The sequence below is a fragment of the Streptomyces sp. NPDC048603 genome, from assembly GCF_043199475.1.
In the GTDB taxonomy this organism is placed as follows: Bacteria; Actinomycetota; Actinomycetes; order Streptomycetales; family Streptomycetaceae; genus Streptomyces.
This window is the reverse complement of sequence record NZ_JBICVY010000006.1, coordinates 401,368-427,068: the sequence shown is the minus strand read 5'-3', so window position 1 is coordinate 427,068 and position 25,701 is coordinate 401,368. Positions and strand designations below refer to the sequence as shown.

Genomic DNA, 25,701 nt, shown 5'->3' with positions numbered 1-25,701 from the left:
TGAGGACAACGCGGCGAGGTGCGGTGCCAGACGCCGCGAGCCCGGCGTGATCCGCAAGACACCCCCTAGGGAGGCGCGTCAGTGTCGTTCGGCAAGGAGCACGAAGAGCACCAGGAGCACCAAAAGCACGACGGGCACGACGGGCACGAAGAGCGGTACGACTACGACGTCATCGTCGTCGGGTCGGGCTTCGGCGGCTCGGTCTCGGCCCTGCGGCTGACCGAGAAGGGGTACCGGGTCGGCGTCCTGGAGGCCGGCCGCCGCTTCACCCGCGACGCGCTCCCGCGGAACTCGTGGGACCTGCGCAACTACCTGTGGGCACCTGCCCTCGGGCTGTACGGGATCCAGCGGATCCACCTGCTCGGCAAGGTGATGGTGCTGGCCGGCGCCGGGGTCGGCGGCGGCTCGCTCAACTACGCCAACACCCTGTACGTGCCTCCGGCGGCCTTCTTCGAGGACCGCCAGTGGGCGGGCATCACGGACTGGCGGCAGGAGCTGGCCCCGTACTACGACCAGGCCAAGCGGATGCTCGGGGTGCGGCTCAACCCGACCGTGACCCCCTCCGACGTCCACCTCAAGGCGGTCGCCGAGAAGATGGGCGTCGGCGACACCTTCCACCTGGCCCCGGTCGCCGTGTTCTTCGGGGACGGCGAGGACGCCGACGGGGCCTCCACCGCCCGCCCCGGCGAGGAGGCGCCCGACCCCTACTTCGGCGGGGCCGGACCGTCCCGGAAGGCCTGCACCGAGTGCGGCGAGTGCATGACCGGCTGCCGGCACGGCGCGAAGAACACCCTGAACGAGAACTACCTCTACCTCGCGGAACGGGCCGGAGCGGTCATCCACCCGATGACCACGGTGACCGCCCTGGCCGAGCACCCCGACGGCGGCTACCGGGTCCGCACCGTCCCCACCGACCAGCGGCGGGCCGGCAGGGCCAAGGTGCTCCGCGCCCGGCAGGTGGTCCTCGCGGCCGGCACGTACGGCACCCAGACCCTGCTGCACACCATGAAGGACCGCGGGGAACTGCCGCGCCTGTCCGACCGCCTCGGCGACCTGACCCGGACCAACTCCGAGGGCCTGGTGGGCGCCCAGACCGACGACCGGCGCTACCGCCGGAAGCACGGCCGGGACCGGCGCGCGGACTTCACCCGGGGCGTGGCGATCACGTCCTCGGTGCACCCCGACGGGGACACCCACATCGAACCGGTCCGCTACGGCAGGGGATCCAACGCGATGGGGCTCCTGACCGTCCTGCAGGTCCCCTACAGCAAGCACCGGGTGGCCGCCTGGTTCGGCCGCACCGCCGCCCACCCGGTCCAGCTGCTGCGCTCGCTGTCCACCCGCCGCTGGTCCGAACGCACCATCATCGGCCTGATCATGCAGTCGGTGGACAACTCGCTGACCACGTACCGGAAGCCGCGCGGCATCGGGAAGGGACTGCTCACCGCCCGCCAGGGCCACGGTGAGCCCAACCCGACGCAGATCGCGGACGCCACCCGCGCGGCCACCCTGCTCGCCGAGGAGATAGGCGGGTTCCCCGGCAGCAACGTGGGCGAGCTGATGGGCACCCCGATGACCGCCCACTTCCTCGGCGGCTGCCCGATCGGCGGCTCCCCGGAGGAGGGCGTGGTGGACCCCTACCACCGGCTGTACGGCCACCCGGGGATCTCGGTGGTGGACGGCTCGGCGGTCTCGGCGAACCTGGGCGTGAACCCCTCGCTGACGATCACCGCCCAGGCGGAGCGGGCCATGTCGTACTGGCCGAACAAGGGCGAGGCCGACCCGCGGCCCGCGCAGGGCGCGGCGTACGAGCGGCTCGCGGCGGTGGAACCGGTGAGCCCGGCGGTGCCGAAGGACGCCTTCGGCGCGCTGCGGCTGCCGTTCCTGGCGGTCCCGGAGGTCCCCCCGAAACGGCAGCCGTGAGATGGGCGCCGGCCGGTGACCCCTGTACACCGGCCGGCGCGCATCCCGCTATCCGCGCCGGGTACGCCGGCGGACGGAGATCACGAGGGCGGCACCGGCGCCGATGACCGCGACGGACGCGCCGGCCAGCGGCAGCACCGAGCTGCCGGTCCTGCCCAGCTCGCCGTCGGGTGCGGGAGTGCTCCCGTAGGCGGTGGCGGTGGCGGTGGGCGTCGGCGACACGGTCGCGGAGGCGGAGGCCGAGGAGGTCGGGGTCGCGGACGGCGACGCGGATCCGCTCGTCGTCGGCGACGGGCTCCCCGAGGTGCCGGTGGTCGGCGACGGCGAGGTGGTGACGGCGTCCACGGTGAGGGCGGCGGTGTTGTTCCCCGGCTTCAGCTCGGTGGCGGGAGCACCCTCACCCCAGGTGTTCCACCCGACCTTGAGCGAGCCCTTGGCACCGTCGACCACCTTGTCGATCTTCAGCTCGAACGGGAAGTCGATCTTCCGTTCCCGGAAGAGCCGCTGACCGCTCTCGCAGATGTACCGGCGGGTGGGGGTGTCGCCGCTGTAGGGGTCGCCCTTCTCGTCAACGGCCCGGCAGCCGTACGGGGCCTTGGCGGCCGAGACCCCCTGCGGCAGCAGCACGTCGAGGAACGCGCCGGGGAAGCTCCGGTTGTCGATGTGGTCGTCGTACGGGTTCTCCAGCCACCCGGGACCGTCGTTGCGGAAGCCCAGCGGCATCCGCACCGTCTGCCCGGGCCGGCCGGTGACGGTCGTGTCCCGGACCGCCAGGTCGGCCGAGTTGGCGACCGTGAGCCGGGTGCGGTGGTAGTTGTCGCCGGGAGTGAGGTCGGGGGTGCGCAGGGCGGTCGCGGCCGGGCGGGGAACGAGCTTCAGCTTCGGTTTCTTCGGGCGCGGCTGGATCTTGTACTCCAGGTCGTGGCCGACCTGGTAGAAGAGGTCCTCCCGGAAGGCGCCGGAGTTGGCCGTCAGGGCCAGCGGGGTCTCGGAGGACACCTCGTAGGTGGTGCCCGGCAGGAAGTCGCCCTCCACCTGGCACACCACCCGCCACTTCTCGCTCAGACAGTTGCCGTAGTCGCCCTCCAGCTCCATGCCGTGCGAGGTGTAGATGCCGATCTCGATCCTCTTGAGGACCGTCGTGCCGGCGTTCCTGACGACCGGCCGGACCGGCTGGCGCTCGCCGATCGCCGGCTCGGTCTTGATCGGGAGCTTCTCCAGGGCGAGGTCGGTCCCGTTCACGGTGACCTTGGTGGTGGCGGGAGCGATGGTGACGCCCGCCGACCGGCCGGTCACCGTGACGGTGCCGGTCTCGTCGCCCGTCGTGCCCTTGGCGGCCGTGACGTCCAGGGAGACCACGTCCTGGCGCGGAGCCCCCTCCGGCTCGCAGACCACGGCGCTCCCGGCCAGGACGCAGCCCTGGTTGGCGGGCACGGCGGGGAGCGCGACGTCCGCGATGCCCTTGAGCCCGCTCAGGTCCACCCGGTACGTGGCGTCGACGGGGGCGGGCGCCTCCCAGCCGTACACGTGGAAATCGATGCGCTCGGGGGCCGGGTTCCCGGCCTTCGGGAACGGCCGGAGGAAAACCTCGTGATCGGGACCGGCCAGGCGGAAGTCGTGCTCCGCCGCCCCGGCCGGAACACCGGCTCCGGCGGCGATCAGGCCGACGGCAGCCAGTAGGGAGAGTCGCTTTCTCATGATCTGCGAGACCGGCGGCCCCGCACCGGAGTTGCACCCTCCGCCATGTGATCGAGGACACATCAGGCAATCGTGCGGCCGGGCACAACCATCGGGGCTGATCGCGTGTCACCTAGGTGCGATCGGCGGGGACCGCGCTCGGAGGGGGAGCGCGGTACCCGCCCCGACCGTGCCGCGGACCCCGGGGGGAGTCCGCCGCGGACCCCGGGGGGAGTCCGCGGAAGGCGACGGAACGGCCGGCCCCGGGCGTCCCCGGAGCCGGCCGTCCTTCATGAGGTGACCGGGCTGCTGTCCCCTGCCGTCCGGTCACGCGCCGCAGCGAGGTCCCACGACGCACACTCCACGGGCGTACGTCTCATCGCTCCGGCGGAGCCACGCGTGACACCCTCACCAACGAAGGCGCCGGAGGGCGGTCACGGTCCGGACGGGTGACGAACGCCAGCCCGCGCGGGGCCGTCAGACCCGGCCGCGGCACAGCTCCAGCAGGGTCATCGCCAGCGAGGTGCCCGGCTTGCCGAGGGCCTCGCTCCAGTGACCGAGCACCTCCATCTCGCGGGACAGGTGCACCCGGCGGCCGCCGGAGGCGATCCGGGCCTCCTGGATCACCGCGGACACGGCCATCCGCTCCTGGATCAGTCCGATGATCCGGTCGTCGATCGCGTCGATGCGGGAACGGGAGTCGGCGATCAGCTGCTCGGGGGTGGTGGTGAGGGCGGTCATCGGTCTCTCCTGCGGTGTCTCGGGCTGTCGTCTGGGGTGTCGGTGTGTTCGAGGGTGTCCGACAGGAGGTGCGGAAACGCGAGAGCGCCCCGGTCCTGTCGGACCGGGGCGCTCTGCGAAGTCTGCGGCTCAGGCGAGCATCACGCGGACCCATGGCGACCGGACCGACCGGTGCCATAGGTAAAGAGGAAGCTCACCTGCTTGCGCATGGAACGGATTATTACCGCGCGGGCCGTGCCGGGCCAAGCAGGTTCGGATGGTGAGACGAATCCGGCCACCCGTCCCCCGTTAGAATCGACAACACAAGACCCTCTTTCCGCCGGAAGGCCGCCCCGTGCCAGTCGCATCCCCAGCCGCACCGGACGTCGTCCTCGTTGTCGACTTCGGCGCGCAGTACGCCCAGCTCATCGCCCGCCGCGTCCGTGAGGCCCGGGTCTACAGCGAGATCGTGCCCAGCACGATGCCCGTGGCCGAGATGCTGGCCAAGAACCCCAAGGCGATCATCCTCTCCGGCGGTCCGTCCTCCGTGTACGAGGAGGGCGCCCCGCAGCTCGACCGCGCCATCTTCGAGGCCGGGGTCCCGGTCTTCGGCATGTGCTACGGCTTCCAGCTGATGGCCACCACCCTCGGCGGCACCGTCGACAACACCGGTGCCCGCGAGTACGGCCGCACCCCGCTGACCGTCAGCAAGCAGGGCTCGACCCTGTTCGAGGGCACCCCCGAGCACCAGTCGGTGTGGATGTCCCACGGCGACGCCTGCTCCGCCGCCCCCGAGGGCTTCACCGTCACCGCCTCGACGAACGTGGTGCCGGTCGCCGCCTTCGAGAACGACGAGAAGAAGCTGTACGGCGTGCAGTACCACCCCGAGGTGATGCACTCCACGCACGGCCAGCAGATCCTGGAGCACTTCCTCTACCGCGGCGCCGGCCTCGCCCCCAGCTGGACCACCGGCTCCATCGTCGAGGAGCAGATCGCGGCCATCCGCGAGCAGGTCGGCGACAAGCGCGCCATCTGCGGCCTGTCCGGCGGCGTGGACTCCGCGGTCGCCGCGGCCCTGGTCCAGAAGGCCATCGGCTCCCAGCTGACCTGCGTGTACGTCGACCACGGCCTGATGCGCAAGGGCGAGACCGAGCAGGTCGAGAAGGACTTCGTCGCCGCGACCGGCGTGCAGCTCAAGGTCGTCGACGCGCAGGAGCGCTTCCTGAACGCCCTCGCCGGGGTCTCCGACCCCGAGGAGAAGCGGAAGATCATCGGCCGCGAGTTCATCCGCGTCTTCGAGCAGGCCCAGGCCGAGATCATCGCCGAGGCCCCGCACGACACCCCGGTGGAGTTCCTGGTCCAGGGCACCCTGTACCCGGACATCGTGGAGTCCGGCGGCGGCACCGGCACCGCGAACATCAAGTCGCACCACAACGTCGGCGGCCTCCCCGAGGACCTGGAGTTCCAGCTCGTCGAGCCGCTGCGCCAGCTGTTCAAGGACGAGGTCCGCATGGTCGGCCAGGAGCTCGGCCTGCCCGAGGAGATCGTCCAGCGCCAGCCGTTCCCCGGCCCCGGCCTCGGCATCCGCATCGTCGGCGAGGTCACCAAGGACCGCCTGGACCTGCTCCGCGAGGCCGACGCCATCGCCCGCGAGGAGCTGACCGCGGCCGGCCTGGACCGCGAGATCTGGCAGTGCCCGGTCGTGCTGCTCGCCGACGTCCGCAGCGTCGGCGTCCAGGGCGACGGCCGTACCTACGGCCACCCCATCGTGCTGCGCCCGGTCTCGTCCGAGGACGCCATGACGGCCGACTGGACGCGCATGCCGTACGAGGTCCTCGCCCGGATCTCCACCCGGATCACCAACGAGGTCCCCGACGTGAACCGCGTGGTCCTGGACTGCACCAGCAAGCCGCCGGGCACCATCGAGTGGGAGTAGTCCCACCCCGTGCACCCGGTGCGCGCCGGCGCGCACCCGGTACCCGCCGAGGCCGCCGTCCCCTCCCCGGGGGCGGCGGCCTCGCCGCTTCCCGGCACCGGCGGCCCGCCGGAGGGAGCGGCGCATGTCCGTCCTCCCCGTGTCTGTTCTCCTCGCGCGGCGGCCAGTACCTTGCGCCCCGACGACGCCGGAGCCGAGGAAGGGGCGACCGATGGCCGACCAGATCCCGCCGGAGCCGGCACGGCCGGCCCCGCTCCCCGAGGAGCGGCTGGCGTTCGACCTGCCGCCCGTGTTCCGCACCGCCGCCGAGGAGCGCGAGCACCGCAGGCAGCGGCTCGCCGGGGCGCTGCGCGTGTTCGGGCGGCTCGGCTACGAGGACGGGGTCGCCGGGCACATCAGCGCCCGTGACCCCGAGTTCGAGGACTGCTACTGGGTGAACCCGTTCGGCCGGGCCTTCGCCGGGCTCACCGCCGACGACCTGCTGCTGGTGGACGGCGACGGCCGGGTGCTGGAGGGCGCCCGCCGGGTCAACCAGGCCGCCTTCGCGGTGCACGCCGCCGTGCACCGGGCCCGCCCGGACGCCGTCGCCGTGGTGCACACCCCCACCCCGCACGGCCGGGCGCTGGCCTCCCTCGGCGAACTGCTCGCCCCCATCGGCCCCGAATCCTGCGCCTTCTACGAGGACCACGCCCTGCTCGACCAGTACACGGCGCTCGCCGGCGACCCGGAGGAATGCCGGCGGATCGCGCTGGCGCTCGGCCCCCGCAAAGCCCTGATCCTGCGCAACCGGGGGCTGCTGACGGCCGGCGGCTCGGTGGACGCGGCCGCCTGGTGGCTGGTCGCCATGGACCGGGCCGCCCGGGTGCAGCTGCTCGCCCGGGCCGCCGGCAAGCCCGTGCTCGTCGACCACCGCAGCGCGGTCGCCACCCGGGAGCGGTTCGGTACCGACCTGGCCGCCTGGGTGAGCTGGCAACCGCTCCTCCGGCCGGCCGACACGCCGGCCGACACGCCGGTGACGTCAACATCATGAACGGTTAATCACCTGCTCTGACATCGTGCGCAATCCGGAGCACTGCCGCAGTGGTGCACAATTCGCAGGCACTGCACCGTAGTTCAGAGAGGCGGCACGTTCGTGGCTGTCCAAGAGATCCACCGAACCACCCACGGCGGCGGCTGCACCTGCGACGACTGCCCGCACGGAGCGCGCGAGGGCCACCGCCGCGCGGTCGAGGCCTTCCTGGAGAAGCGCGACGGGTTCGCCGCCGGCCAGGGCCTGCCCGCCGCCGTGGCCCGCTCGGCCGGAGCCTCCCGCCAGTGGGTCTCCGACGAGCTGACGCTCTCCGCCCGTACGGTCGCCGACCGGGGCCGCGAGGCCGGGCACTCCTGGCTGTACCTGCTGTCCCGGCGGGCCGTGCTCGCCGTGTGGATCGCCGCCGGGGTGCTGCTGGTGGTGCAGGTCGGCACCGCGCTCGGCACCGGCTGGTCCGCCGCCCGCACCGCCGGGCTGCTGGCCGCGCTGGCGCTGGCGGGGCTGCTCACCGTCGCGGCCCGCGCGCAGACCCTGCGCGGCGGGCTGATCGCCCCGCTGGTCGGCGAGGACAACCGGCTGTCCACCTCCAAGGCGGTGCCCTGCGCCTGGCTGCTGCTCATCGCGTTCGCCGCCCTGCTGCCGGCGCTCCGGCTCGCCGCCTCCGGCCCCGGCCCGGAACGTGACGCCCTGGCCGAGGGCCTCGGGCTGTGGCGGGCCGTGCCCCTGCTGGCCGTACTCGGGCTGACCTCCGGGGTGGCCGTGCTGGTGCGCCGGGTGGTGTCGTTGCGGATCATGCGGCAGCGGCTGCAGAAGCTGCCCGCCGACCGGCCGCGCGGGGTGGACCTGCTGACCGACGACGCGGGCCGCGGCAGCCTGCCGGACGCGCAGTACGTGCTGGTCTCCACGGTGGTACTGGCCTACGCGGCCGTGTCGCTGGCCCGCTTCCCCGACCGGCTGCCCCGGCTGCCGTGGGCGCTGGCGCTGCTGGTGGCGCTGTCGGCGACGGTGTACCTGGCCGCGAAGTACGCCGAGGGCGGCCGCCCCCTCGTCCTGTCGGTCGTACGGACCCGGGAACCGGGGGACCTGGACGGAGCCGTCCGCACCGGGGACGACATCGAGATCCGCGGCGTGGGCTTCGTCCCGCCCGGCGCGCAGACCCCGGAGATGCTGGCCCGGCTGGTGGTGCGGATCGGGGCCGTGCACGTGCCCGTACCGCTGGTGCCGGTCGCGGGCGGCTTCAGCAACCCGTCCGACACGGTGCTGATCGTGCCGGTGCCGGCCGAGGTGGAACCGGGCAGCACCGCGGTACAGGTGGTCACCGCGGCCGGGGTGGAGTCCAACTGCTGCATCATCGAGATCGCCGAATGAACGGCCCCGGGGTATGCATGGGATGTGATCCCCACTGACCTCAGGGAGCGGGCGGCCCGCCACGCGCTGCTGCCGCTGCGTCTCTTCCTCGGCGTGACCTTCGTCTACGCGGGGCTGGACAAGCTGACCGATCCCGCGTTCCTGTCCGACTCCGGGACCGGGTCGATCGGCGACCTGATGCGCGGGGTGCGGGACACCTCGGCGGTACCGGGGCTGGTGGACCTGGCCCTGAAGTCCCCGGTCGGCTTCGCGGTGGTGCTGGCGATCGGGGAGCTGATGGTCGGGCTGGGCACGCTGGCCGGGCTGCTGGCCCGGATCGCGGCCCTCGGCGGGGCGCTGATCTCGCTGAGCCTCTGGCTCACGGTGAGCTGGCAGGTCACCCCGTACTACTACGGCAACGACCTGATCTACCTGATGGCGTGGCTGCCGCTGGTCCTGGCCGGGGCCGGCTATCCGTCGCTGGACGGGCTGATCCGGTCGCGCCGGTCCCTTCGTACGGAGTAGGTGACCAGACCCAGCATGGCCGCCAGGGACAGCCCGCCCATGGTCAGCGGGACGATCACCCACCAGGCCAGGTCGGCCTCCCCGGTCGCGTCGAGCAGGTAGAGCACGCCGGCGGTGAGCAGGACGGCGCCCGCGACCATCCGCCCCGGCTGGAACTCATGACGTCGCACGGGCCACCTCCACCTGTCCCACACCCGCGGTCAGGTGCAGCTCGATCGTTCCGCCGGCCTCGGTGCCGGGAGCGGGCGGCAGGGTCGCCGTCCGGTGCTGGTCGCGTACGCCCTCGATGCGGTCGGGGTTCTCGCCGGGCAGCTGTACGTCGCCGACCCGGACCTTCACGTCCGCCTCGGCGGTGACCTCGCGGGGCAGGATCACCTTGAGCCGGCCCGCCTGGATGGAGGCGTTCACCCCGAGGGTGGTGCCCTTGGCCACGTCCAGCCGGCTCAGGTCCAGGGTGGCGAGGCCGGTGCCCGCCGTGTACGAGGGCCGCACCTGGGCGACCGCGGCGGGCCGCCAGTCGACCCGCCGGAAGTCGGTGCCGATGTCCCGGGGCAGCGCGGCGGACGCGCCGAGCAGCGCCGCGGTCACCAGGGCCAGCAGGACGGTGCCCAGGCCCGTGCGGCCGAACAGCGAGCTCACCAGCAGACCGAGGCCGAACACGGCGAGCGCGCAGGCCAGGCCGATCTGCAGGGCGTGGCCGAGGGGCTCGCCGTGCCAGTTCGCCGCGGTGCCGGCGATCCCGGCGAGCAGCGCCGCGGTGAACACGTGCCCGGCGATCCGGTTCCGCGGTCCGCGCGGCGGCCGCGACAGCCCCTTGCCCTGCCGCACGTGCGGTCCGCCCGAGCCGGGCGGTGGCGGCCCGGACGTGTCGTCCGGCCCCCACAGGTAACCGGTGCCCGGCGCCCCGGTCTTCACCAGCGGGTCCCGCCACCAGGAGGGACCGCCGGGGACGGGCGGTGCGTGCGCCTCCGGCGGGACGTCGACCCGCGGCCGGTCCCCGGCCGGCTCCGCCTCGGCGACTCCGGCGGCCGGCGCGTGCCGGCGGCGCTGCGACCAGTACGCCGCGCCCGCGACGGCCAGGATGACCAGCACCGAGAACCCACCGATGCCGTTGTTGTCCAGCAGCGTCAGGAACAGCGCGCAGCCGACCAGGGCGGCCAGTACGGCCGCCAGGGTGCCGCCCTCGATCCGGCCGGTGAGCAGCTTCCTGGCCTCGCTGTCCTCCTCGCCCTCCATCGGCACGAACAGCCAAGCGAAGCCGTAGAAGATCAGGCCCAGGCCGCCGGTGAGGGCGAGCACACCGAGCACGATCCGGAAGATCACCGGGTCGAGGTCGAAGTGCCGGCCCAGACCGCCGCAGACCCCCGCCAGCGCCTTGTCGCGCTTGGCACGGCGGAGCGGCGGGCGGTCGGCGACCGGGTCCCGGTCCGTCGGCCGGTCGGTCGGCCGGTCCGTCGGCGGGGCGTCCTGGGCTCGGTTCATGCGTCCATGGTGACGGGCCCGCCGGGCCGCCGGAATCCGGCCCTACCCTGGCAGAACCCTGAGAAATCCCCGAGGCCGTACCTGCGGAAACCGGGGGCTTACCCGATGTACCGGGGGGCCGCGCCCGTGTGACCATCGGTGGCATGCCAGCAGTCGCCGCCGCACCGCCCGGAACCCCGCACGCCCCGGAGACCGAGGAGCAGCCCGCGCGCAAGCTGTACCGGAGCGCCGACGGGCGGATGCTCGGCGGGGTCGCGCGCGGTCTCGCCGGGCACCTGGGGCTGCCCGTGCTCTGGGTCCGGCTGGCCTTCTTCGGCCTGTTCGTCCTCGGGGACGGGCTGGGCGTCCTGCTCTACGCCGCGTTCTGGGTGTTCGTGCCGCTCGGGGTCGGCGGCAAGCCCGCCGGCCGCTCCTTCTTCGAGAAGCTGCCCGACGGCAGGCGCCGCCTGCGCCTCGACAAGGGGCAGGTCCTCGCGCTGGTGGTGCTCGCCGCGGGGATGGCGACCTTCGCGGGCAAGGTGCAGGCAGGCGGAGACAACGGCCGCTACCTGTGGCCCACCCTGCTGGTGGGCGCGGGCGTGGTGCTGGTGTGGCGGCAGGCCGACAACGCGCGCCGCGCCCACTGGACCTCCGCCGGCGGACGCAACGCCCGGCTGCTCCAGGTCGGCCGGGCCCTGGCCGGGGTGGCGCTGGTCGGCGTCGGCCTGACCGTCTTCATCGTCGTACGGGGCTCCGCCGCCCAGCTGGGCAACGTACTCACCGCCGCCCTCGCGGTCCTCGTCGGCATCGCGCTGCTCGCCGGACCCTGGCTGATCCGGATGACCCAGGACCTCTCCGAGGAACGCCTGATGCGCATCCGGGCCCAGGAGCGCGCCGAGGTCGCCGCGCACGTGCACGACTCCGTCCTGCACACCCTCACCCTGATCCAGCGCAACGCGGAGGACGCGGGCGAGGTGCGGCGGCTGGCCCGGGCACAGGAGCGGGAACTGCGGAACTGGCTGTACAAGCCGGAGGGCACCGGCAAGGACGAGGCGGAGGAGCCGGCCACCCTGGCGGAGGCCGTGAAGAAGACCGCCGCCGGGGTCGAGGACCACCACGGGGTCCCGATCGAGGTCGTGGTCGTCGGCGACTGCCCGCTCGACGAGAAGCTGGGCGCGCTGGTGCAGGCCGCGCGCGAGGCGATGGTGAACGCCGCCAAGTACGGTGGCGAGGGCGGGCCGGTGCAGGTCTTCGCCGAGGTGGAGGGGCAGACGGTGTTCGTGTCCGTACGCGACCGGGGGCCGGGCTTCGACATCGACGCGGTGCCCGGTGACCGGATGGGCGTACGAGAATCGATCATCGGCCGGATGCAGCGCAACGGCGGCACCGCCCGGCTGCGGGCCGCGGCGGGCGGCGGTACGGAAGTCGAGCTGGAGATGGAGAGGGCGGCGAGCGCGCAATGACCGAGGACAACACGCAGGGCCGGCACGTGCGGGTGGTGCTCGTCGACGACCACCGCATGTTCCGCACGGGCGTGCAGGCGGAGATCGGCGAGACCGGCCGGACCGGGGTCGAGGTGGTGGGGGAGGCCGCCGACGTCGACCAGGCGGTCACCGTGATCACGGCCACCCGGCCCGAGGTGGTGCTGCTGGACGTCCACCTGCCGGGCGGCGGCGGCGTCGAGGTGCTGCGGCGCTGCGCCCCGCTGATGGCGGCGGCGGAGAACCCGGTGCGGTTCCTGGCGCTGTCGGTCTCGGACGCGGCCGAGGACGTCATCGGGGTCATCCGGGGCGGGGCCCGCGGCTACGTCACCAAGACGATCACCGGTACGGACCTGGTCGACTCGGTCTTCCGGGTGCAGGAGGGGGACGCGGTGTTCTCGCCGCGGCTGGCCGGGTTCGTGCTGGACGCGTTCGCGTCGACGGACGCGCCGCCGGTGGACGAGGACCTGGACCGGCTGACCCAGCGGGAGCGGGAGGTGCTGCGGCTGATCGCGCGCGGGTACGCGTACAAGGAGATCGCCAAGCAGCTGTTCATCTCGGTGAAGACGGTCGAGTCGCACGTCTCGGCGGTGCTGCGCAAGCTGCAGCTCTCCAACCGGCACGAGCTGACGCGGTGGGCGACGGCCCGGCGCCTGGTCTGACCGTCGGGCCCGGGGCCCGGGGCCCGGCTGTGCGCCGGGCCCCGGGGCCGGTTGACGGCCGGTCCGCGGGTCAGTCGCGGGTGAGCGTCCCATTGTCCGGGAAGCCGCGCATGGTCAGCTTCGCGGTGCGGTCGTCGGTCCGGCGCAGGGTCACCCGGGTCATGTCGGAACAGCCGGCCCCCTGCGGCTTCTGGACGACGATGTCGTCCGCCACGAGGGTCTTGTCCTGGGGCGCGTCCGAGACCAGGACCCAGTTGGCCTTGCAGTGCAGGGGCTCGTACTCGGCCTTGCCGACGATCTCCTCGACGCGGCCCCCCGTCAGGGTCAGGACCACCGTGTAATCCCCGTTCGGGCTGTCGATGGTGCCGCGCCAGGTGCCCTTCCAGGCGGCGTCCATGGCGGCAGGGGTCGTGGGCGTGGGCGTTGGTGCCGGTGCTGGTGCCGCGGTCGCGGTGGCCGTGACGGTGGCGGTGGGCGCCGGGCTGCCCTCGGCGTCGCCGTCCGATCCGGTGGCGAGGCCGGTGACGGTCGCGGCCGCGGCCGCGCCGACGAGCAGTCCGACCACCAGCCAGATCCATCCGGGCGGGCTCTTGGCGGGCGCGGGCGCGGGTGCGGGTGCGGGTGCGGGGTCGGGTGCGGCCTCGGGCGTGGGTTCGGGCGCGGGTGTGGACATGGTCGGGCTCCCCCCTGGAGACAGGCCAGGGAGCCTACCGGTGCCGGTGCGCGGCTACGAGGGGCGCGTGGCGCCCGCCCACGGCATCGAGTCGATCGGGGCGATGCGCACGGTGGAGCCGGTCCGGGGCGCGTGGATCATCTGGCCATTGCCGATGTAGAGCCCGACGTGGGTGATGCCGGAGTAGAAGAAGACGAGGTCGCCGGGGGCGAGTTGGCTCCGGGCGACGCGCCGGCCCGCGTTGATCTGGGTGTACGTGGTGCGGGGCAGGGAGACCCCCGCCGAGCGCCAGGCGGCCTGGGTGAGCCCCGAGCAGTCGAAGGAACCCGGTCCGGTCGACCCCCAGACGTACGGCTTGCCGATGGCCCCGTGGGCGAAGGAGACCGCGCGGGCCGCGCGGGAGCCGTCGGCGGGCGGTGCGGGGTGGGCGGACGGGGTCCGGTTCCGGGCGGCGGGCGCGGGTCCCCGCGGTGCGGGCGCCGGTCCGGAGTCGGGGTCCATGGCCTCGTAGCGGGCCCGTTCTTCGGCGGTGAGCCGGTTCAGCAGCCGGCGGGCGTCCTCGAGCTTCCCCTCCACGGTCCGCTTGTGCCGGGCGAGTTCGGCCTGTTGGGCGCGGAGGTCGGCGAGCCGTCCGGCGGCCTCCGCGCGCAGCCTGCCGACCTCGTCGAGCCTGCTGCGCACGGTGGCGAGGTCGGCGGCGCTGCGGTCCCCGGCCCGGTCCAGGAGGGCCGCCCGGTCCAGATACTCCTGCGGGTCGTCGGAGAGGACCAGCTGCATGGCCGGCCCGAGGGCGCCGCTGCGGTACTGGGAGGAGGCGAGGGAACCGAGGGCGTTGCGGGCGGTGTTGAGGCGGTCGGTCGTCCGGGCGGTCCGGTCGCGCAGCTCGTCGAGGGAGCGCTGCGCCCGGTCGGCCTTCTCCTTCGCCCCGTTGTACTGCTCGCTCGCGGCCTCGGCCTCCTCGTAGAGCCGGTCCACCCGTTCCTTGACCTGGTCCGGGGTGAGCCGGGGCTCCGCAGCGGAGGAACCTTCGAACGCGGTCGCGGTGGCAGCGCCCGCCAGGGCGAGGGTGGCGGCCTTCCGGACGGTGCCGCCGGAGAGCGGGCGCTGCCTGGGCTTTCGATGACTGGCCACGTCACGCGTCCTTCCGTTGGTCCCCGTTCGTCTTGGGGGAGGACGCTAAACCCGTAGGTAACGGGCAGATGACGAGATGATCCGAAGTGACCGGATGTGATTGATCAGGTCCAGAGAACGGCGATGAAGATATTGGCGATGGTCAGTCCGCCGACCGCACCGAACAGTCCCTTGTCCACCTGCTCCTCGTCCCGCTTCACGTAGACGAGCGCGAGGATCACGAAGAGGATCGCCAGCTTCACGCCGATCTTGATGTTGTTGACGGGGTCGCCGTCCATCTCGTTGAAGCCGACCAGGAGCACGCCGGTCACCAGCATGGTGAGCGCGCCGTGCAGCATCGCGGGCGAGAAGCGGGCCGTGCCCGCACCCATCGCCTTCATCTGGGTCAGGAAGCCGCCGAGCAGCGAGGCGATGCCGATGATGTGGAGGCCGACGAAGACATTGATGAGTACGTCCATGCGCCCGAGCGTACGGGGGCCCCGGACCGGCCCGGGAAAGGGGATCAGGCGAAGAAGCGGAGCAGCTCCTCGGTGACCGCCTCCGGCTGCTCCTCGGGGAGGTAGTGGCCGCAGTCCTCGATGCGCACCACCTTGGTGTCGGTGCCGTGCGAGGGCATCACGGCGACCAGGCTCCCGTGGTTGCTGCGGTCGCCGCCGAGGGCCAGCAGCGGGTGCGGCACCGGTGCGTAGGTGCCGAAGTCGGCGATGTCCTGTGCGAAGGCCCGGTACCAGGCGTTGCCGGCCCGGATGGCGTCCGGGGTGTCGTAGGCGTGGGCGTACACCTCCCGGGAGAAGGAGTCGACGCTCTGCCCGGGGGCGGTCGCCATCTCGCCGAGCAGGTGGTCGAGGAAGAGCCGGAAGCGGCCCGCCAGGAGCTGCTCGGGGAGGCCCTCCACCTGGTTGAAGGCGAACCACCACAGGAAGCGGGGGCCGCCGGGGCGGGGGATCAGGGGCATCTCCAGCCAGCCTGCGTCGGGGTGCGGGACGTCCAGCAGGGCGACCTTCAAGGTGGCCTCCGGGTGGTTGGCGGCGTGCGCGTAGGCGACCATCGCGCCGATGTCGTGGCCGGCCAGGTGGGCGGCCCCGATGCCCAGGTGCCGCAGCAGGGCGCGGATGTCGGCGGCCATCGTCTTCTTGTCGTAGCCGTCGGCGGGCTTGCCGGAGCCGCCCATGCCGCGCAGGTCCACGGCGATCACCCGGTGGCTGCGGGCCAGGGCGGGCATCACCTTGTGCCACTGCCACCAGGTCTGGGGCCAGCCGCCGAGGAGCACCAGGGGCTCGCCGGAGCCGCCGTCCACGTAGTGCAGGCGGGTGCCGTTGACCTCGGCGTGGTGACTGGTGAAGCCGCCGTCGAGGGAGGCGGCGAGGGCGGAGTCGGAAAGGGTCGGCGGGATGCCGGACATGGCGGTTCCTCACGTCGGTGGCGGTCGTCGCGGGGACTGACCGTACGAAGATCTCGAACAGTTCACGACCGTACGAGATCTTCGTATGGTCGGTCAATGGGTGGACCCGTATCCGTACGAGATCTGCGTACAGTGGGGTCATGCCTGCCGCTCACGAGCTGACCCACCCCGAGGCCGGGGACATCGACCTGGTCGGGGTGCTCGCCGCCCTCGGGCACCCCGTACGGCTGGACATCGTCCGCAAACTGGCCTCGCTGGCCGACGGTGAGGAGGCCTTCTGCGGAGAGGTGGTCCCCGACCTCCCCCGCTCCACCGTCACCCACCACCTGCGGACCCTCCGCGAGAGCGGGCTCCTCTGCCAGCGCCCGGACGGCCGCAAGCTCTCCCTCGCCCTCCGCCGGGACGACCTGGAGGCCCGCTTCCCCGGTCTGCTCGGCCTCGTGCTCGATTTTTCGGGGCCGGAACCGGCTGTCGGCCCCGAGCCCTAGACTCGTAGAGCGATGAGCAGCCTCTTTGACGACAGCTTCCTGGCGGACCTCACTCCCTCCGAGGAGGAGCCGCCCCCGCAGCCCGAGGAGTACGCGTACGCCCCGGAGCCCGGCGCGGACGACCTCTTCGAGGGCCACTTCGACGCGCCCATGAGCGGTGACCGGTACTACCGGGACGGCTCGGCGAAACCGGTCATCGATCCGGCCACCCTGCTGGACGGGCTCAACGAGCAGCAGGGTGCCGCCGTGGTGCACGCCGGGTCCCCGCTGCTCATCGTGGCCGGTGCCGGCTCCGGCAAGACCCGGGTGCTCACGCACCGCATCGGGCACCTGCTGGCCGCCCGCAACGTCCACCCCGGCCAGATCCTGGCGATCACCTTCACCAACAAGGCCGCCGGCGAGATGAAGGAGCGCGTCGAGGGCCTGGTCGGCCCCCGCGCCGGCGCCATGTGGGTGTCCACCTTCCACAGCGCCTGCGTGCGCATCCTGCGCCGCGAGTCCAAGAGGCTCGGCTTCACCTCGTCCTTCTCGATCTACGACGCGGCCGACTCCAAGCGCCTGATGGCCCTGGTCTGCCGAGACCTGGACCTGGACCCGAAGCGGTTCCCGCCGAAGTCCTTCAGCGCCAAGATCTCCAACCTGAAGAACGAGCTGATCGACGCCGAGGCCTTCGCCGACCAGGCGGCAGACGGTTTCGAGAAGACGCTCGCCCAGGCGTACGGGATGTACCAGTCGCGGCTGCGCGAGGCCAACGCGCTCGACTTCGACGACATCATCATGACCACGGTGCACCTGCTCCAGGCGTTCCCGGACGTCGCCGAGCACTACCGGCGCCGCTTCCGGCACGTGCTGGTCGACGAGTACCAGGACACCAACCACGCCCAGTACACGCTGGTGCGCGAGCTGGTCGGACCGGGCTACCCCGACCTCCCGCCGGCCGAGCTGTGCGTCGTGGGTGACGCCGACCAGTCGATCTATGCCTTCCGCGGCGCGACCATCCGCAACATCCTCCAGTTCGAGGAGGACTACCCGGACGCGACCACGATCCTGCTGGAGCAGAACTACCGCTCCACCCAGACGATCCTCTCCGCGGCCAACGCCGTGATCGAGCGCAACGAGAACCGCCGCGCCAAGAACCTGTGGACCGACGCCGGCACCGGCGTCGGCATCACCGGCTACGTCGCCGACACCGAGCACGACGAGGCGCAGTTCGTCGCCGACGAGATCGACCGCCTCACCGACGCGGGCGACGCGAAGGCGGGCGACGTCGCCGTCTTCTACCGGACCAACGCCCAGTCCCGGGTCTTCGAAGAGATCTTCATCCGGGTCGGCCTGCCCTACAAGGTCGTCGGCGGCGTCCGCTTCTACGAGCGCAAGGAGGTCCGGGACATCCTGGCCTACCTGCGCGTCCTGGCGAACCCCGAGGACAACGTCCCGCTGCGCCGCATCCTCAACGTGCCCAAGCGCGGCATCGGCGAGCGGGCCGAGGCGATGATCGACGCGCTGGCGGCCCGCGAGCGGATCACCTTCCCGCAGGCGCTGCGGCGGGTGGACGAGGCGTACGGGATGGCCGCCCGGTCCACCAACGCCGTCAAGCGCTTCAACGCGCTGATGGAGGAGCTGCGGACGGTCGCCGAGTCCGGCGCCGGCCCCGCGGTGGTGCTGGAGGCCGTGCTGGAGCGCACCGGGTACCTGGCCGAGCTGCAGGCGTCGACGGACCCGCAGGACGAGACCCGCATCGAGAACCTCCAGGAACTGGCGGCGGTGGCCCTGGAGTTCGAGCAGGCCAGGGCGGCCGGCACCGAGACGGCGGCACCCGGCGCCGCCGCCGGCGGCACCCTGGCCGAGTTCCTGGAGCAGGTCGCGCTCGTCGCCGACTCCGACCAGATCCCGGACGAGGACGAGGAGGGCACGGGCGTCATCACGCTGATGACCCTGCACACCGCCAAGGGCCTGGAGTTCCCGGTGGTCTTCCTGACCGGCATGGAGGACGGGGTCTTCCCGCACATGCGGGCACTGGGCCAGACCAAGGAGCTGGAGGAGGAGCGGCGCCTCGCCTACGTCGGCATCACACGGGCGCGCGAACGGCTGTACCTGACCCGGTCCAGCATGCGCAGCGCCTGGGGCACCCCTTCGTACAACCCGCCCTCGCGGTTCCTGGAGGAGATCCCCGACCAGTACCTGTCGTGGAAGCGGACGGGCCCGGCGCAGAAGCCGGCCGGCCCGATGCGCGGCGGCGGCACGACCGGCGTCCGGGGCGGCGGGAAGGCGACCTTCGGGACCTCGCCGGAGGCGTTCCTGTCCTCCTCGCGCGCGAAGTCCGGCCCGTCCGGCTTCGCCACGCGCCGCACGGCCGACAAGCCGGTGATCTCGCTGGCGGTGGGGGACCGCGTCACCCACGACCAGTTCGGTCTGGGCACGGTCATGGAGGTCCGGGGAGCGGGCGCGGACGCGCAGGCGACCATCGACTTCGGGGACGCCAACCCGAAGCGGCTGCTGCTGCGCTACGCGCCGGTGGAGAAGCTCTAGGCCGGGTCCGCAAAGTATCGCCAGACGCCGCGGGGCAGGCGAGACTTTGCGGACCCGGCCTAGGAGAGTGGCGGGGGAGCGGCTCCGGTGGGAGTCGCTCCGCTGCGGCCGCCCGCCGGGGCAGCGCTAGTTGGGGTTCAGGCCGTGCTTGCGGAGCCAGGCGGAGGGGTCGATCGGGCCGCCGCCGCCGGGCCGGACCTCGAAGTGGAGGTGCGGGCCGGTGGAGTTGCCCGAGTTGCCGGAGTAGGCGATGACCTCGCCGGCCTTGACCTTGCCGGACCGGATCTTGGTGCTGCTGAGGTGGCAGTACCAGGTCTCGGTGCCGTCGGGCGAGGTCACTATGGCCATGTTGCCGTAGGCGCTGTTCCACTGGGTGCGGACGACGCCGTCGGTCGCGGCCATCACCGGAGTCCCGTAGGAGACCGGGAAGTCGATGCCGGTGTGCACGGACATCCACATGCCGCCGGACTGGCCGAAGCCTGCGCTGAGGCCGCGCTGTGCGACCGGGACCGCGAACTTGGGGCGGAGGGCCTCCTTGCGGGCCGCTTCCTCCGCCGCCTTCTTGCGCGCCTCCTCCTGGGCCACCCGCAGGTCGATGCGCTCCTGGGTGCGGCTGGCGCGGTCCGCGAAGTCCCCGGCGTCGGCGCTGAGCGCGGCGAGCTGGGTGTCCAGCTTGTTGTTCACGGCGACCGGCTTGACCGAGGCCGGGTCGGAGGCGGCCAGCGTGGTGACGTCCTCGGCCGGCTTCTCGCCGCCGCCGGTCAGACCGCCCACGGAGGCGGCGGCGACGCCCGCGACGCCCATGACGCAGACCGACGGCACGGCCACGGTCAGCAGGGCGGAACGCTTCGCCGGGGTCCGGCGGCGGTTCGCGGCGGCGGCCTTGGAGTTGACCTTCGCGACGTTCCGGGAGCCGCTCTTGCCGGCGGCGCGGCGCGCGGCGCGCGGGACGGGGTCCGGGTCGGGCTCGGCCGCCTGCCGGGGCATGGCCTGCGTCTCGGCGGCGTGCACTGCGGGGTCGGACTCGTCGGCCTCGTCTGCGGCGTCGGGCTCGTCGAACGACAGCGGCGCGTCCTCGTCGCCCTGGCCGTCCTGCTCGGGCGTGACCACCTCGAACACGGCGGTGGGCTGCGGCTGCTCGTACTCGGCGGCGTACTGCACGGACTGGTCGGCGGCGTATCCGGCGACCTGCGGGGCCGGGTGCCCGGCGGTGTGGTCGACGCCGTACCCGGAGCCGTAATCGGCCTGGTAGGGATCGGTGTTGGAGACCGTGTACGGGTCGCTGAACCCGCTGCCGTACGTGCCGGCGGCGTCGTATCCGGTGCCGTACCCGGTGCTGTACTCGGTGCCGTAGGCGAACTGCTGCGGCTGCTCTTCCGGTACGACGGTGTTCCAGGCGGTCGCGTCGTAGGCGCCGGTCTCCGTGGCGTAGCCGGGCATCGCCCACTGGCCGGAGACGTCGTAACCGAAGGCCGTCTGCTGGTAGTCGGCCGCGGCGGGGGTCGCGTAACCCCACTGGCCGGTGGTGTCCCCGGAAGCGGCCTGGTTCGGGATGGCGGCGGTCCAGGCGCTGCTGTCGTAGGCGCCGGTCGCCGTGCCGTAGGGGTCGTACGAGGTGAACCCGCCCGTGAACCCACCAGTGGCACCGAAGTCCTGGGACTGCGCTTCAAAGGTGCCGTAGGCCATGTTGCCGGCGAAAGTGGTGGTGGAAAGGCCGTCGTACCCGGCATCCGGGTAGTGGCCCGACGATGGGCGGTCGTTCACCAACTTCTCTTTCGCCTCGGCAGTGGGGGGCCTGGGTGGCCGGGGCTTGATGGGACCCCGGGGGGAAGCAGTGGCGTGACTGTACCCGGCGGTTCGTGGCGACGACAATCTTCGGCGGGTTTCCTCCGTTCAGGAACCGGGCATTCGGCCGCCTTTCGGTCGCGCTGGGGGAGAGCCTTGGCCTTGAGTTCGAAATTCGTTCGACTTCCGGGGGGTTCTCGTTTACGCGACGGAAGCGGTGCCCGGGAGCTCCGGGAGGCCCCGGACGGGCCCGTCGAGGGCCTGCCGGACCGCGGCGATGACCGCCGGGTGGGCCGGGAGTGCCAGATGTCCGATGCCGGTGACCTGCACGTTTTCCACGAGCAGGTCCGGGTGCTCGATGCGGGCCGTGCCGGTGGGGACCATGATCGCGTCGAACTCGCTCCAGAACGCCACGAATCGGGTACGGCAGCCGGGCGCGGGTGCGCTCAGCTCCGCCATCACCGGCGAGTCGGGGCGCATCTGGCGGACCACCGGGTGCAGGTCCATGAAGGGGGCGACCGCGGTGCCCGAATGCGGAGTACCCAGCGTCACCAGGGTGCGGACACGGGCGTCGCCGCCGAGGCGCTGCACGTAGTACCGCGCGACCAGTCCGCCGAGGCTGTGCCCGACCAGGTCGACCCGCTCGTGGCCGGTGCGCGCGCAGAGCTCTTCGACGCGGCGGCCCAGCCGGCGGGCGGCCGTCCGGAGGTCCCCGGTGAGCGGCGAGTAGTTGTACGTCTCCACCCGGCGCAGCCGGTGCGCTCCCAGGGCGCGCCGCAGCAGGACGAAGACCGAGCGGTTGTCCGCGAACCCGTGCAGGAGCAGGGCCGGCGGGCGCGGGCCGGGGTCCGCCGAAGGCGCGGGCCGTGGCTCCTGCCGCATTCCGGTGGGGTAGAGGAGAAGGTGGCCGGCGAGCACGATCAGCTCGAGCGCGGCGGCGCGGAGCGCGGCCCCCGGGGCGGGGGCGGCAGCGGGAACGATCAGTGCGAGCGGCAGCCCCATCGACGCCCTCCCCCGATGACGGACGCCTTCCCCGCTGCGCGTGCCGGCGGTACCACCGTGCCGTGCGGCTGGCGGCACGGTGGCGCCTGCGCCCCCGTACGGTGCTTGCTCTCTGTGATTTCCCCCTCGTGGTTGACCGCGAAACGGTGTCGTGCGGGATGCTGTGCTTAACGTTCGTTCACTCAGGAGGCAGTGCGATGGGTGTGACCGGTCCGATCCGTGTGGTGGTGGCCAAGCCGGGTCTCGACGGCCATGACCGCGGGGCCAAGGTGATCGCGCGTGCCCTGCGCGACGCCGGCATGGAGGTCATCTACACGGGCCTGCACCAGACGCCGGAGCAGATCGTCGACACCGCCATCCAGGAGGACGCGGACGCGATCGGGCTCTCGATCCTCTCCGGCGCCCACAACACGCTGTTCGCGCGCGTGCTGGAACTGCTGAAGGAGCGGGACGCCGAGGACATCAAGGTGTTCGGCGGCGGGATCATCCCGGAGGACGACATCGCGCCGCTGAAGGCCAAGGGCGTCGCGGCGATCTTCACCCCGGGCGCGACCACGACGGCGATCGTCGACTGGGTCCGCGAAAACGTCCGCCCGGCAGCCTGACACCTGCGGTGGGCGGGCCGGCCGACCGGGCGGGGCCGGGGGCGCGGGGGCACGCTGCGCGTCCGGTGCGCGCCGTCGTGCCGTGTGCCCACCCGTGCCGCCCTGCGGCACGCCTGCCCACACGGTGCGGTGGGCAGCGGGCCCCGCACCCCCGGCCCCGCCCGGCGGGGTCAGGGCGTGCCCGCGAGCTCGGCCAGCATCGCCCGGCGGAGCCGCAGCGTGGCGGTGAGCCGAGAGAACGCCTCGTCCCAGTACGCGGCACCCCCCTCCGGCTCCGCCCCGCCCCCGCCCTCGCCGTCCAGCCGGCCGGCCTCCGCGGGATCGAGGCAGCGCTCGGCGAGCCCCATCACCCCGCTGAAGCTCCACGGGTAGCTGCCCGCGTCCCGGGCCGACCGCAGTGAGTCGACCACGGCCCGGCCCAGTTCCCCCGCCCACGGCACCTCGCACACCCCCAGCAGCTGGAACGCCTCGGAGAGGCCGTGCGCCCGTATGAACTCCGCGACCCACGAGGCCCGTTCCGCCGGGTCCAGGGTCTCCAGCAGTCTGGCCCGCTCCGCGAGCGAGGCCGTGCCCGGCCCGGCGGCCGGCGGTGCGGCCGCCGAGCCCAGCAGGGCCCGCGACCATTCCGGGTTCCGCTGCCGCACCGCCGCCCGGCACCACGCCGCGTGCAGTTCCTCCGCCCAGCCCCCCTCGACCGGAGCGGCCACGATCCCCGCCGCGTCCAGGCCGCCGAACCGCTCCCGCCAGCAGGCCAGCGGAGCCGCCTCCACCAGCTGGCCCAGCCACCAGGCACGCTCACCGCGGCCCGCCGGCGGCCGTCTGACCACCCCGTCCCGTTCCATGCCCGCATCGCACGCGGCGGGCGGGGCCACTCCCTCCGGGCCCACGCAGGCCAGGGCCCGCTCCGCCATCCGTCCGGCCAGCGCCGAGCCCGGCAGCGCCGACAGCAGCTCCGCCGCGAGCACCCGTACGTTCCTGCTGCGGTCGCCCAGGGCCTGCTCCAGGAAGGGCTCGTCCGCCTCGGACAGGCCCGGCCGCAGAGAGTCCAGGAACATCAGCCGGTCCTCGGCCCGTTCCGTGGTCCAGCCGGCCGCCAGCAGCGCCCGCGCGGCCGCGGGGTCGTGCGCCCGCAGGGAACCCAGCAGGGCCACCCGCTCCGCGAACAGCCCCTCCTGCCACAGCCGTTCCACCTGCGCGGCGTCCCCCGGTTCCGGTAGCTCCCCACCGCCCGACCCGGTGCGCAGCGCGAACCGCCAGTCCGGGTTGAGCCGGGCCAGCCAGCGCCCCCGCGCCCCCGCCAGGGCCAGTGCCCGCGGGCGCAGGTCCGTCCTCGCCCGGGCCGCGTCCAGCAGGGCCGGCAGCTGTGCCGCCGGCGCCCGGTAGCCCTGCCGGGCGGCCGCCGCGAGCCACTGCGGGAGCAGTTCCGCCAGGTCCGGCGCGGCCCCCCGGCGCCCGCCGCCCGCGCTCGCCCGGCCCGCCAGCAGCTGTGCCAGCCGGCGTCGTGCCGGCTCGGGCGGCTCGGGCCGTGGATCCTCCGCCGCGGGCTCCGGCCTCGCGCCCGCCCGGGCCGGCCGCAGCCCGGCCCGGCGGCGCAGCGCCTGCACCGCGGCCGCGTCCAGCAGGGCCTCCGGTGAGCCGGCCTGTCTGCGGTCGGTGCCCAGCAGTGCCGTGCCGACCAGCTCCTCCCAGTCCGGGTGGGACGCCCGGCCCGGGTCCCCGCCCGGGTCCCCGCCCGCGTCCCGGGCGGTCCGGTCGTCGTCCCCCTCCGGACGGCGCGTGGTCGCGTCTGTGCCTCTGCCCGTGTCCGCGGGCCCGGTGATCGCCGTCATGGGCGCCCCTCCCTCGTGTTCCCCGTCGGTCTTTTCCGCCCGTCAGCCGTTACGTCGCGTGGTTGTCGTTGTGCCTTACGACAGCGATACCGGCTCACCCGTCCTCTCGTCCCAGGCGGTCAGCGGGGTGAACCCCCGGTGGCCGCACTCCCCGAACACCGTCACCGGCCCGCCCCCGGACAGCGCGGCCAGCTGCCACAGCCCCGCCCGCGGCCGCCCCCCGGCGGTCCGGACCGGCAGCGCGTCCTGGCCATTCGCGTCCGCCAGCTGCCAGCCGAGCTCACCCGGCACCGGCACGACCGGGCCGAGCACCACCGGCCAGGAATCCAGCCAGGGGTCCTGCCGCAGCGCCGCCCCGTACGCGTCCAGCGCGGCCGCGGCGCCCACCCCGGCGGGCGGCCGGGGCAGCGGCACCGGGGCCGCGAACCGCTCGCCCAGATCGGCCCGCAGCCCGGCCGAGCCGGGCCGGAACCGAGCCTCCGCGTCCAGCACCAGCCCCACCGGCAGGGCCAGTCGGGGCGGCCTGCCGGGCGGCCCGTAGTCCATCACCAGCGCCGTGCGGCCGCTCCGCAGACCGCGCAGCCATATCCGCCGCGTGGTCAGCCGTCCGTCCGCCGACACCGAGTCGTACTGCGCGAGCACCAGCCAGCGGTCCCTGACCGCGGCCGCCCCCTCCGCGGCCGCGGTCAGGCCCACCCTCGTCCGGACCGTGGCGGCCAGCGGCGCCGGCAGCCCGGACACCTCCAGCCAGGCCCGGTCCAGCAGGTGCAGCAGCGCGCACTCCTCCAGCATCCGGCCCGGCCAGCCCGCGCCGGAGCTCGGTATCGTCCCCAACTCCCGTACCCGGGACGCCAGTCCGGGTGCCTGGGCGTCAACCATCCGGGCCGCCGTCTCCTCCCAGCCTCCGTATCCCGTCTGCTCCTGCCCGGCGAGGCCGCCGCGCAGCAGGTCGGCGAGCCGCTGCTCCAGCTCCGCGACCCCCGCACCGATCCGGGCCGCGCGCCGCTCGGCGCGTTTCCGGGCCGCCTCGGCATCAGCCGGTCCGGCGGGTGCGGCGGCCGCGGCGGGCGAGGTGGCGTCCGCCGCCTTCGCCGCCCGTGCCGACAGCCACTCCGCCGCCCAGTCCGGCGCCTCGGCGGCCCCGTCCAGGCCCTCCGCGGCCCACAGCAGCAGCAGTCCCAGTGCGTGCTTGCACGGGAACTTCCGGCTCGGGCAGGAGCACGAGAAGGCCGGCCCTGTCAGGTCCACCACCGTCCGGTACGGCGTCCTGCCGCTGCCCTTGCACACCCCCCACACCGCACCGGAAGCGGAACCTCCGGTCTGTGACCATGGACCCGCCCCGCCCAGCTCGCCCCCTGCCTTGCGTGACGCATCGTCAGGAGCCAGAGCCAGTACCTGTTCCGCCGTCCAGCGGACCCTGTGCCCATTCATGGAAACCACCGTAGGGACCCCCACTGACAATCGTCCTGACCTGCAACGACGTTATGAACCGGGG

General features: G+C 73.4%; 22 protein-coding genes. 10 read left to right on the top strand and 12 right to left on the bottom strand.

Annotation, left to right across the window (positions count from 1 at the left end; all coding sequences use genetic code 11):
* Positions 1-171 precede the first annotated feature (171 nt).
* The gene (locus ACGFQ9_RS17455) at positions 172-1,923 is read left to right on the top strand and encodes a GMC oxidoreductase (RefSeq protein ID WP_393574775.1); all 1,752 of its coding nucleotides are present in this window, start codon (positions 172-174) and stop codon (positions 1,921-1,923) included.
* 48 nt (positions 1,924-1,971) lie between these two features.
* On the opposite strand, the gene ACGFQ9_RS17450 is transcribed toward ACGFQ9_RS17455, so the two are convergent.
* Positions 1,972-3,621 carry a hypothetical protein gene (locus ACGFQ9_RS17450; protein WP_393574663.1) on the bottom strand — a complete coding sequence of 550 codons (1,650 nt, stop codon included), beginning with the start codon at positions 3,619-3,621 and terminating at the stop codon, positions 1,972-1,974.
* A 456-nt stretch (positions 3,622-4,077) separates the two neighbouring features.
* On the bottom strand, positions 4,078-4,341 hold the full coding sequence (locus ACGFQ9_RS17445; protein WP_393574662.1) for a chorismate mutase: 264 nt from the start codon (positions 4,339-4,341) through the stop codon (positions 4,078-4,080).
* Between the two features lie 334 nt (positions 4,342-4,675).
* Between ACGFQ9_RS17445 and guaA the strand changes: the two genes are divergently transcribed.
* The 4 genes from guaA to ACGFQ9_RS17425 all read left to right on the top strand — a co-directional run bounded on the left by guaA (position 4,676) and on the right by ACGFQ9_RS17425 (position 9,158).
* The gene (gene guaA / locus ACGFQ9_RS17440) at positions 4,676-6,256 is read left to right on the top strand and encodes a glutamine-hydrolyzing GMP synthase (protein WP_393574661.1); all 1,581 of its coding nucleotides are present in this window, start codon (positions 4,676-4,678) and stop codon (positions 6,254-6,256) included.
* A 211-nt stretch (positions 6,257-6,467) separates the two neighbouring features.
* Positions 6,468-7,286 carry a class II aldolase/adducin family protein gene (locus ACGFQ9_RS17435; protein ID WP_393574660.1) on the top strand — a complete coding sequence of 273 codons (819 nt, stop codon included), beginning with the start codon at positions 6,468-6,470 and terminating at the stop codon, positions 7,284-7,286.
* A 102-nt stretch (positions 7,287-7,388) separates the two neighbouring features.
* Positions 7,389-8,654 carry a hypothetical protein gene (locus tag ACGFQ9_RS17430; protein ID WP_393574659.1) on the top strand — a complete coding sequence of 422 codons (1,266 nt, stop codon included), beginning with the start codon at positions 7,389-7,391 and terminating at the stop codon, positions 8,652-8,654.
* A gap of 24 nt (positions 8,655-8,678) precedes the next feature.
* Complete coding sequence (locus ACGFQ9_RS17425; RefSeq protein ID WP_393574658.1) at positions 8,679-9,158, top strand: DoxX family protein; 480 nt, start codon at positions 8,679-8,681, stop codon at positions 9,156-9,158.
* On the opposite strand, the gene ACGFQ9_RS17420 is transcribed toward ACGFQ9_RS17425, so the two are convergent.
* Both ACGFQ9_RS17420 and ACGFQ9_RS17415 read right to left on the bottom strand, forming a co-directional pair.
* The gene (locus ACGFQ9_RS17420; protein WP_393574657.1) at positions 9,104-9,328 is read right to left on the bottom strand and encodes a hypothetical protein; all 225 of its coding nucleotides are present in this window, start codon (positions 9,326-9,328) and stop codon (positions 9,104-9,106) included. The genes ACGFQ9_RS17425 and ACGFQ9_RS17420 overlap by 55 nt on opposite strands.
* Entirely contained in the window at positions 9,315-10,640 is a 1,326-nt protein-coding gene (locus ACGFQ9_RS17415) for a PspC domain-containing protein (RefSeq protein WP_393574656.1), read from the bottom strand. Before ACGFQ9_RS17415 ends, ACGFQ9_RS17420 begins: the two co-directional genes overlap by 14 nt.
* Before the next feature lie 143 nt (positions 10,641-10,783).
* Between ACGFQ9_RS17415 and ACGFQ9_RS17410 the strand changes: the two genes are divergently transcribed.
* Together ACGFQ9_RS17410 and ACGFQ9_RS17405 are read left to right on the top strand one after the other, a co-directional pair.
* Positions 10,784-12,082 (top strand): PspC domain-containing protein, encoded by a 1,299-nt coding sequence (locus ACGFQ9_RS17410; RefSeq protein WP_393574655.1) that lies wholly within the window; start codon positions 10,784-10,786, stop codon positions 12,080-12,082.
* Entirely contained in the window at positions 12,079-12,762 is a 684-nt protein-coding gene (locus ACGFQ9_RS17405) for a LuxR C-terminal-related transcriptional regulator (protein ID WP_393574654.1), read from the top strand. Before ACGFQ9_RS17410 ends, ACGFQ9_RS17405 begins: the two co-directional genes overlap by 4 nt.
* 70 nt (positions 12,763-12,832) lie before the next feature.
* Here ACGFQ9_RS17405 and ACGFQ9_RS17400 read toward each other — a convergent pair whose 3' ends face one another.
* The 4 genes from ACGFQ9_RS17400 to ACGFQ9_RS17385 form a co-directional block, all read right to left on the bottom strand.
* Entirely contained in the window at positions 12,833-13,435 is a 603-nt protein-coding gene (locus ACGFQ9_RS17400; protein ID WP_393574653.1) for a hypothetical protein, read from the bottom strand.
* 54 nt (positions 13,436-13,489) lie between these two features.
* Positions 13,490-14,566, bottom strand: coding sequence for an NlpC/P60 family protein (locus tag ACGFQ9_RS17395; protein WP_393574652.1), 1,077 nt, complete (start codon positions 14,564-14,566; stop codon positions 13,490-13,492).
* Between the two features lie 104 nt (positions 14,567-14,670).
* Positions 14,671-15,024, bottom strand: a complete 354-nt coding sequence (locus ACGFQ9_RS17390) for a hypothetical protein (RefSeq protein WP_393574651.1) — start codon at positions 15,022-15,024, stop codon at positions 14,671-14,673.
* 44 nt (positions 15,025-15,068) lie between these two features.
* Complete coding sequence (locus ACGFQ9_RS17385; RefSeq protein ID WP_393574650.1) at positions 15,069-15,968, bottom strand: alpha/beta fold hydrolase; 900 nt, start codon at positions 15,966-15,968, stop codon at positions 15,069-15,071.
* Positions 15,969-16,108: 140 nt separating this feature from the next.
* Between ACGFQ9_RS17385 and ACGFQ9_RS17380 the strand changes: the two genes are divergently transcribed.
* A complete protein-coding gene (locus tag ACGFQ9_RS17380) occupies positions 16,109-16,456 on the top strand; it encodes an ArsR/SmtB family transcription factor (RefSeq protein ID WP_393574649.1) in 348 nt (115 codons plus the stop codon).
* Positions 16,457-16,468: 12 nt separating this feature from the next.
* Entirely contained in the window at positions 16,469-18,985 is a 2,517-nt protein-coding gene (pcrA, locus tag ACGFQ9_RS17375; protein ID WP_393574648.1) for a DNA helicase PcrA, read from the top strand.
* Between the two features lie 126 nt (positions 18,986-19,111).
* Here the strand turns inward: pcrA and ACGFQ9_RS17370 are convergent, their stop codons facing one another.
* Both ACGFQ9_RS17370 and ACGFQ9_RS17365 read right to left on the bottom strand, forming a co-directional pair.
* Entirely contained in the window at positions 19,112-20,749 is a 1,638-nt protein-coding gene (locus ACGFQ9_RS17370; RefSeq protein ID WP_393574647.1) for a peptidoglycan DD-metalloendopeptidase family protein, read from the bottom strand.
* A 222-nt stretch (positions 20,750-20,971) separates the two neighbouring features.
* The gene (locus tag ACGFQ9_RS17365) at positions 20,972-21,772 is read right to left on the bottom strand and encodes an esterase/lipase family protein (protein ID WP_393574646.1); all 801 of its coding nucleotides are present in this window, start codon (positions 21,770-21,772) and stop codon (positions 20,972-20,974) included.
* Positions 21,773-21,969: 197 nt separating this feature from the next.
* Here ACGFQ9_RS17365 and ACGFQ9_RS17360 point away from each other — a divergent pair, with 197 nt between their 5' ends.
* Positions 21,970-22,377 carry a cobalamin B12-binding domain-containing protein gene (locus tag ACGFQ9_RS17360; protein ID WP_393574645.1) on the top strand — a complete coding sequence of 136 codons (408 nt, stop codon included), beginning with the start codon at positions 21,970-21,972 and terminating at the stop codon, positions 22,375-22,377.
* Positions 22,378-22,547: 170 nt separating this feature from the next.
* On the opposite strand, the gene ACGFQ9_RS17355 is transcribed toward ACGFQ9_RS17360, so the two are convergent.
* Together ACGFQ9_RS17355 and ACGFQ9_RS17350 are read right to left on the bottom strand one after the other, a co-directional pair.
* The gene (locus ACGFQ9_RS17355) at positions 22,548-24,206 is read right to left on the bottom strand and encodes a DUF5691 domain-containing protein (protein WP_393574644.1); all 1,659 of its coding nucleotides are present in this window, start codon (positions 24,204-24,206) and stop codon (positions 22,548-22,550) included.
* Positions 24,207-24,281: 75 nt separating this feature from the next.
* Positions 24,282-25,637 carry an SWIM zinc finger family protein gene (locus ACGFQ9_RS17350; RefSeq protein ID WP_393574643.1) on the bottom strand — a complete coding sequence of 452 codons (1,356 nt, stop codon included), beginning with the start codon at positions 25,635-25,637 and terminating at the stop codon, positions 24,282-24,284.
* Between the last annotated feature and the right edge of the window lie 64 nt (positions 25,638-25,701).

Bases quoted from the DNA above. Each gene is read 5' to 3' on its own strand.
- ACGFQ9_RS17450 (WP_393574663.1), bottom strand. From the start codon at position 3,621: ATGAGAAAGCGACTCTCCCTACTGGCTGCCGTCGGCCTGATCGCCGCC.
- ACGFQ9_RS17445 (WP_393574662.1), bottom strand. From the start codon at position 4,341: ATGACCGCCCTCACCACCACCCCCGAGCAGCTGATCGCCGACTCCCGT.
- ACGFQ9_RS17435 (WP_393574660.1), top strand. From the start codon at position 6,468: ATGGCCGACCAGATCCCGCCGGAGCCGGCACGGCCGGCCCCGCTCCCC.
- ACGFQ9_RS17415 (WP_393574656.1), bottom strand. From the start codon at position 10,640: ATGAACCGAGCCCAGGACGCCCCGCCGACGGACCGGCCGACCGACCGG.
- ACGFQ9_RS17410 (WP_393574655.1), top strand. From the start codon at position 10,784: ATGCCAGCAGTCGCCGCCGCACCGCCCGGAACCCCGCACGCCCCGGAG.
- ACGFQ9_RS17405 (WP_393574654.1), top strand. From the start codon at position 12,079: ATGACCGAGGACAACACGCAGGGCCGGCACGTGCGGGTGGTGCTCGTC.
- ACGFQ9_RS17400 (WP_393574653.1), bottom strand. From the start codon at position 13,435: ATGTCCACACCCGCGCCCGAACCCACGCCCGAGGCCGCACCCGACCCC.
- ACGFQ9_RS17390 (WP_393574651.1), bottom strand. From the start codon at position 15,024: ATGGACGTACTCATCAATGTCTTCGTCGGCCTCCACATCATCGGCATC.
- ACGFQ9_RS17385 (WP_393574650.1), bottom strand. From the start codon at position 15,968: ATGTCCGGCATCCCGCCGACCCTTTCCGACTCCGCCCTCGCCGCCTCC.
- ACGFQ9_RS17380 (WP_393574649.1), top strand. From the start codon at position 16,109: ATGCCTGCCGCTCACGAGCTGACCCACCCCGAGGCCGGGGACATCGAC.
- pcrA (WP_393574648.1), top strand. From the start codon at position 16,469: ATGAGCAGCCTCTTTGACGACAGCTTCCTGGCGGACCTCACTCCCTCC.
- ACGFQ9_RS17365 (WP_393574646.1), bottom strand. From the start codon at position 21,772: ATGGGGCTGCCGCTCGCACTGATCGTTCCCGCTGCCGCCCCCGCCCCG.
- ACGFQ9_RS17360 (WP_393574645.1), top strand. From the start codon at position 21,970: ATGGGTGTGACCGGTCCGATCCGTGTGGTGGTGGCCAAGCCGGGTCTC.
- ACGFQ9_RS17355 (WP_393574644.1), bottom strand. From the start codon at position 24,206: ATGACGGCGATCACCGGGCCCGCGGACACGGGCAGAGGCACAGACGCG.
- ACGFQ9_RS17350 (WP_393574643.1), bottom strand. From the start codon at position 25,637: ATGAATGGGCACAGGGTCCGCTGGACGGCGGAACAGGTACTGGCTCTG.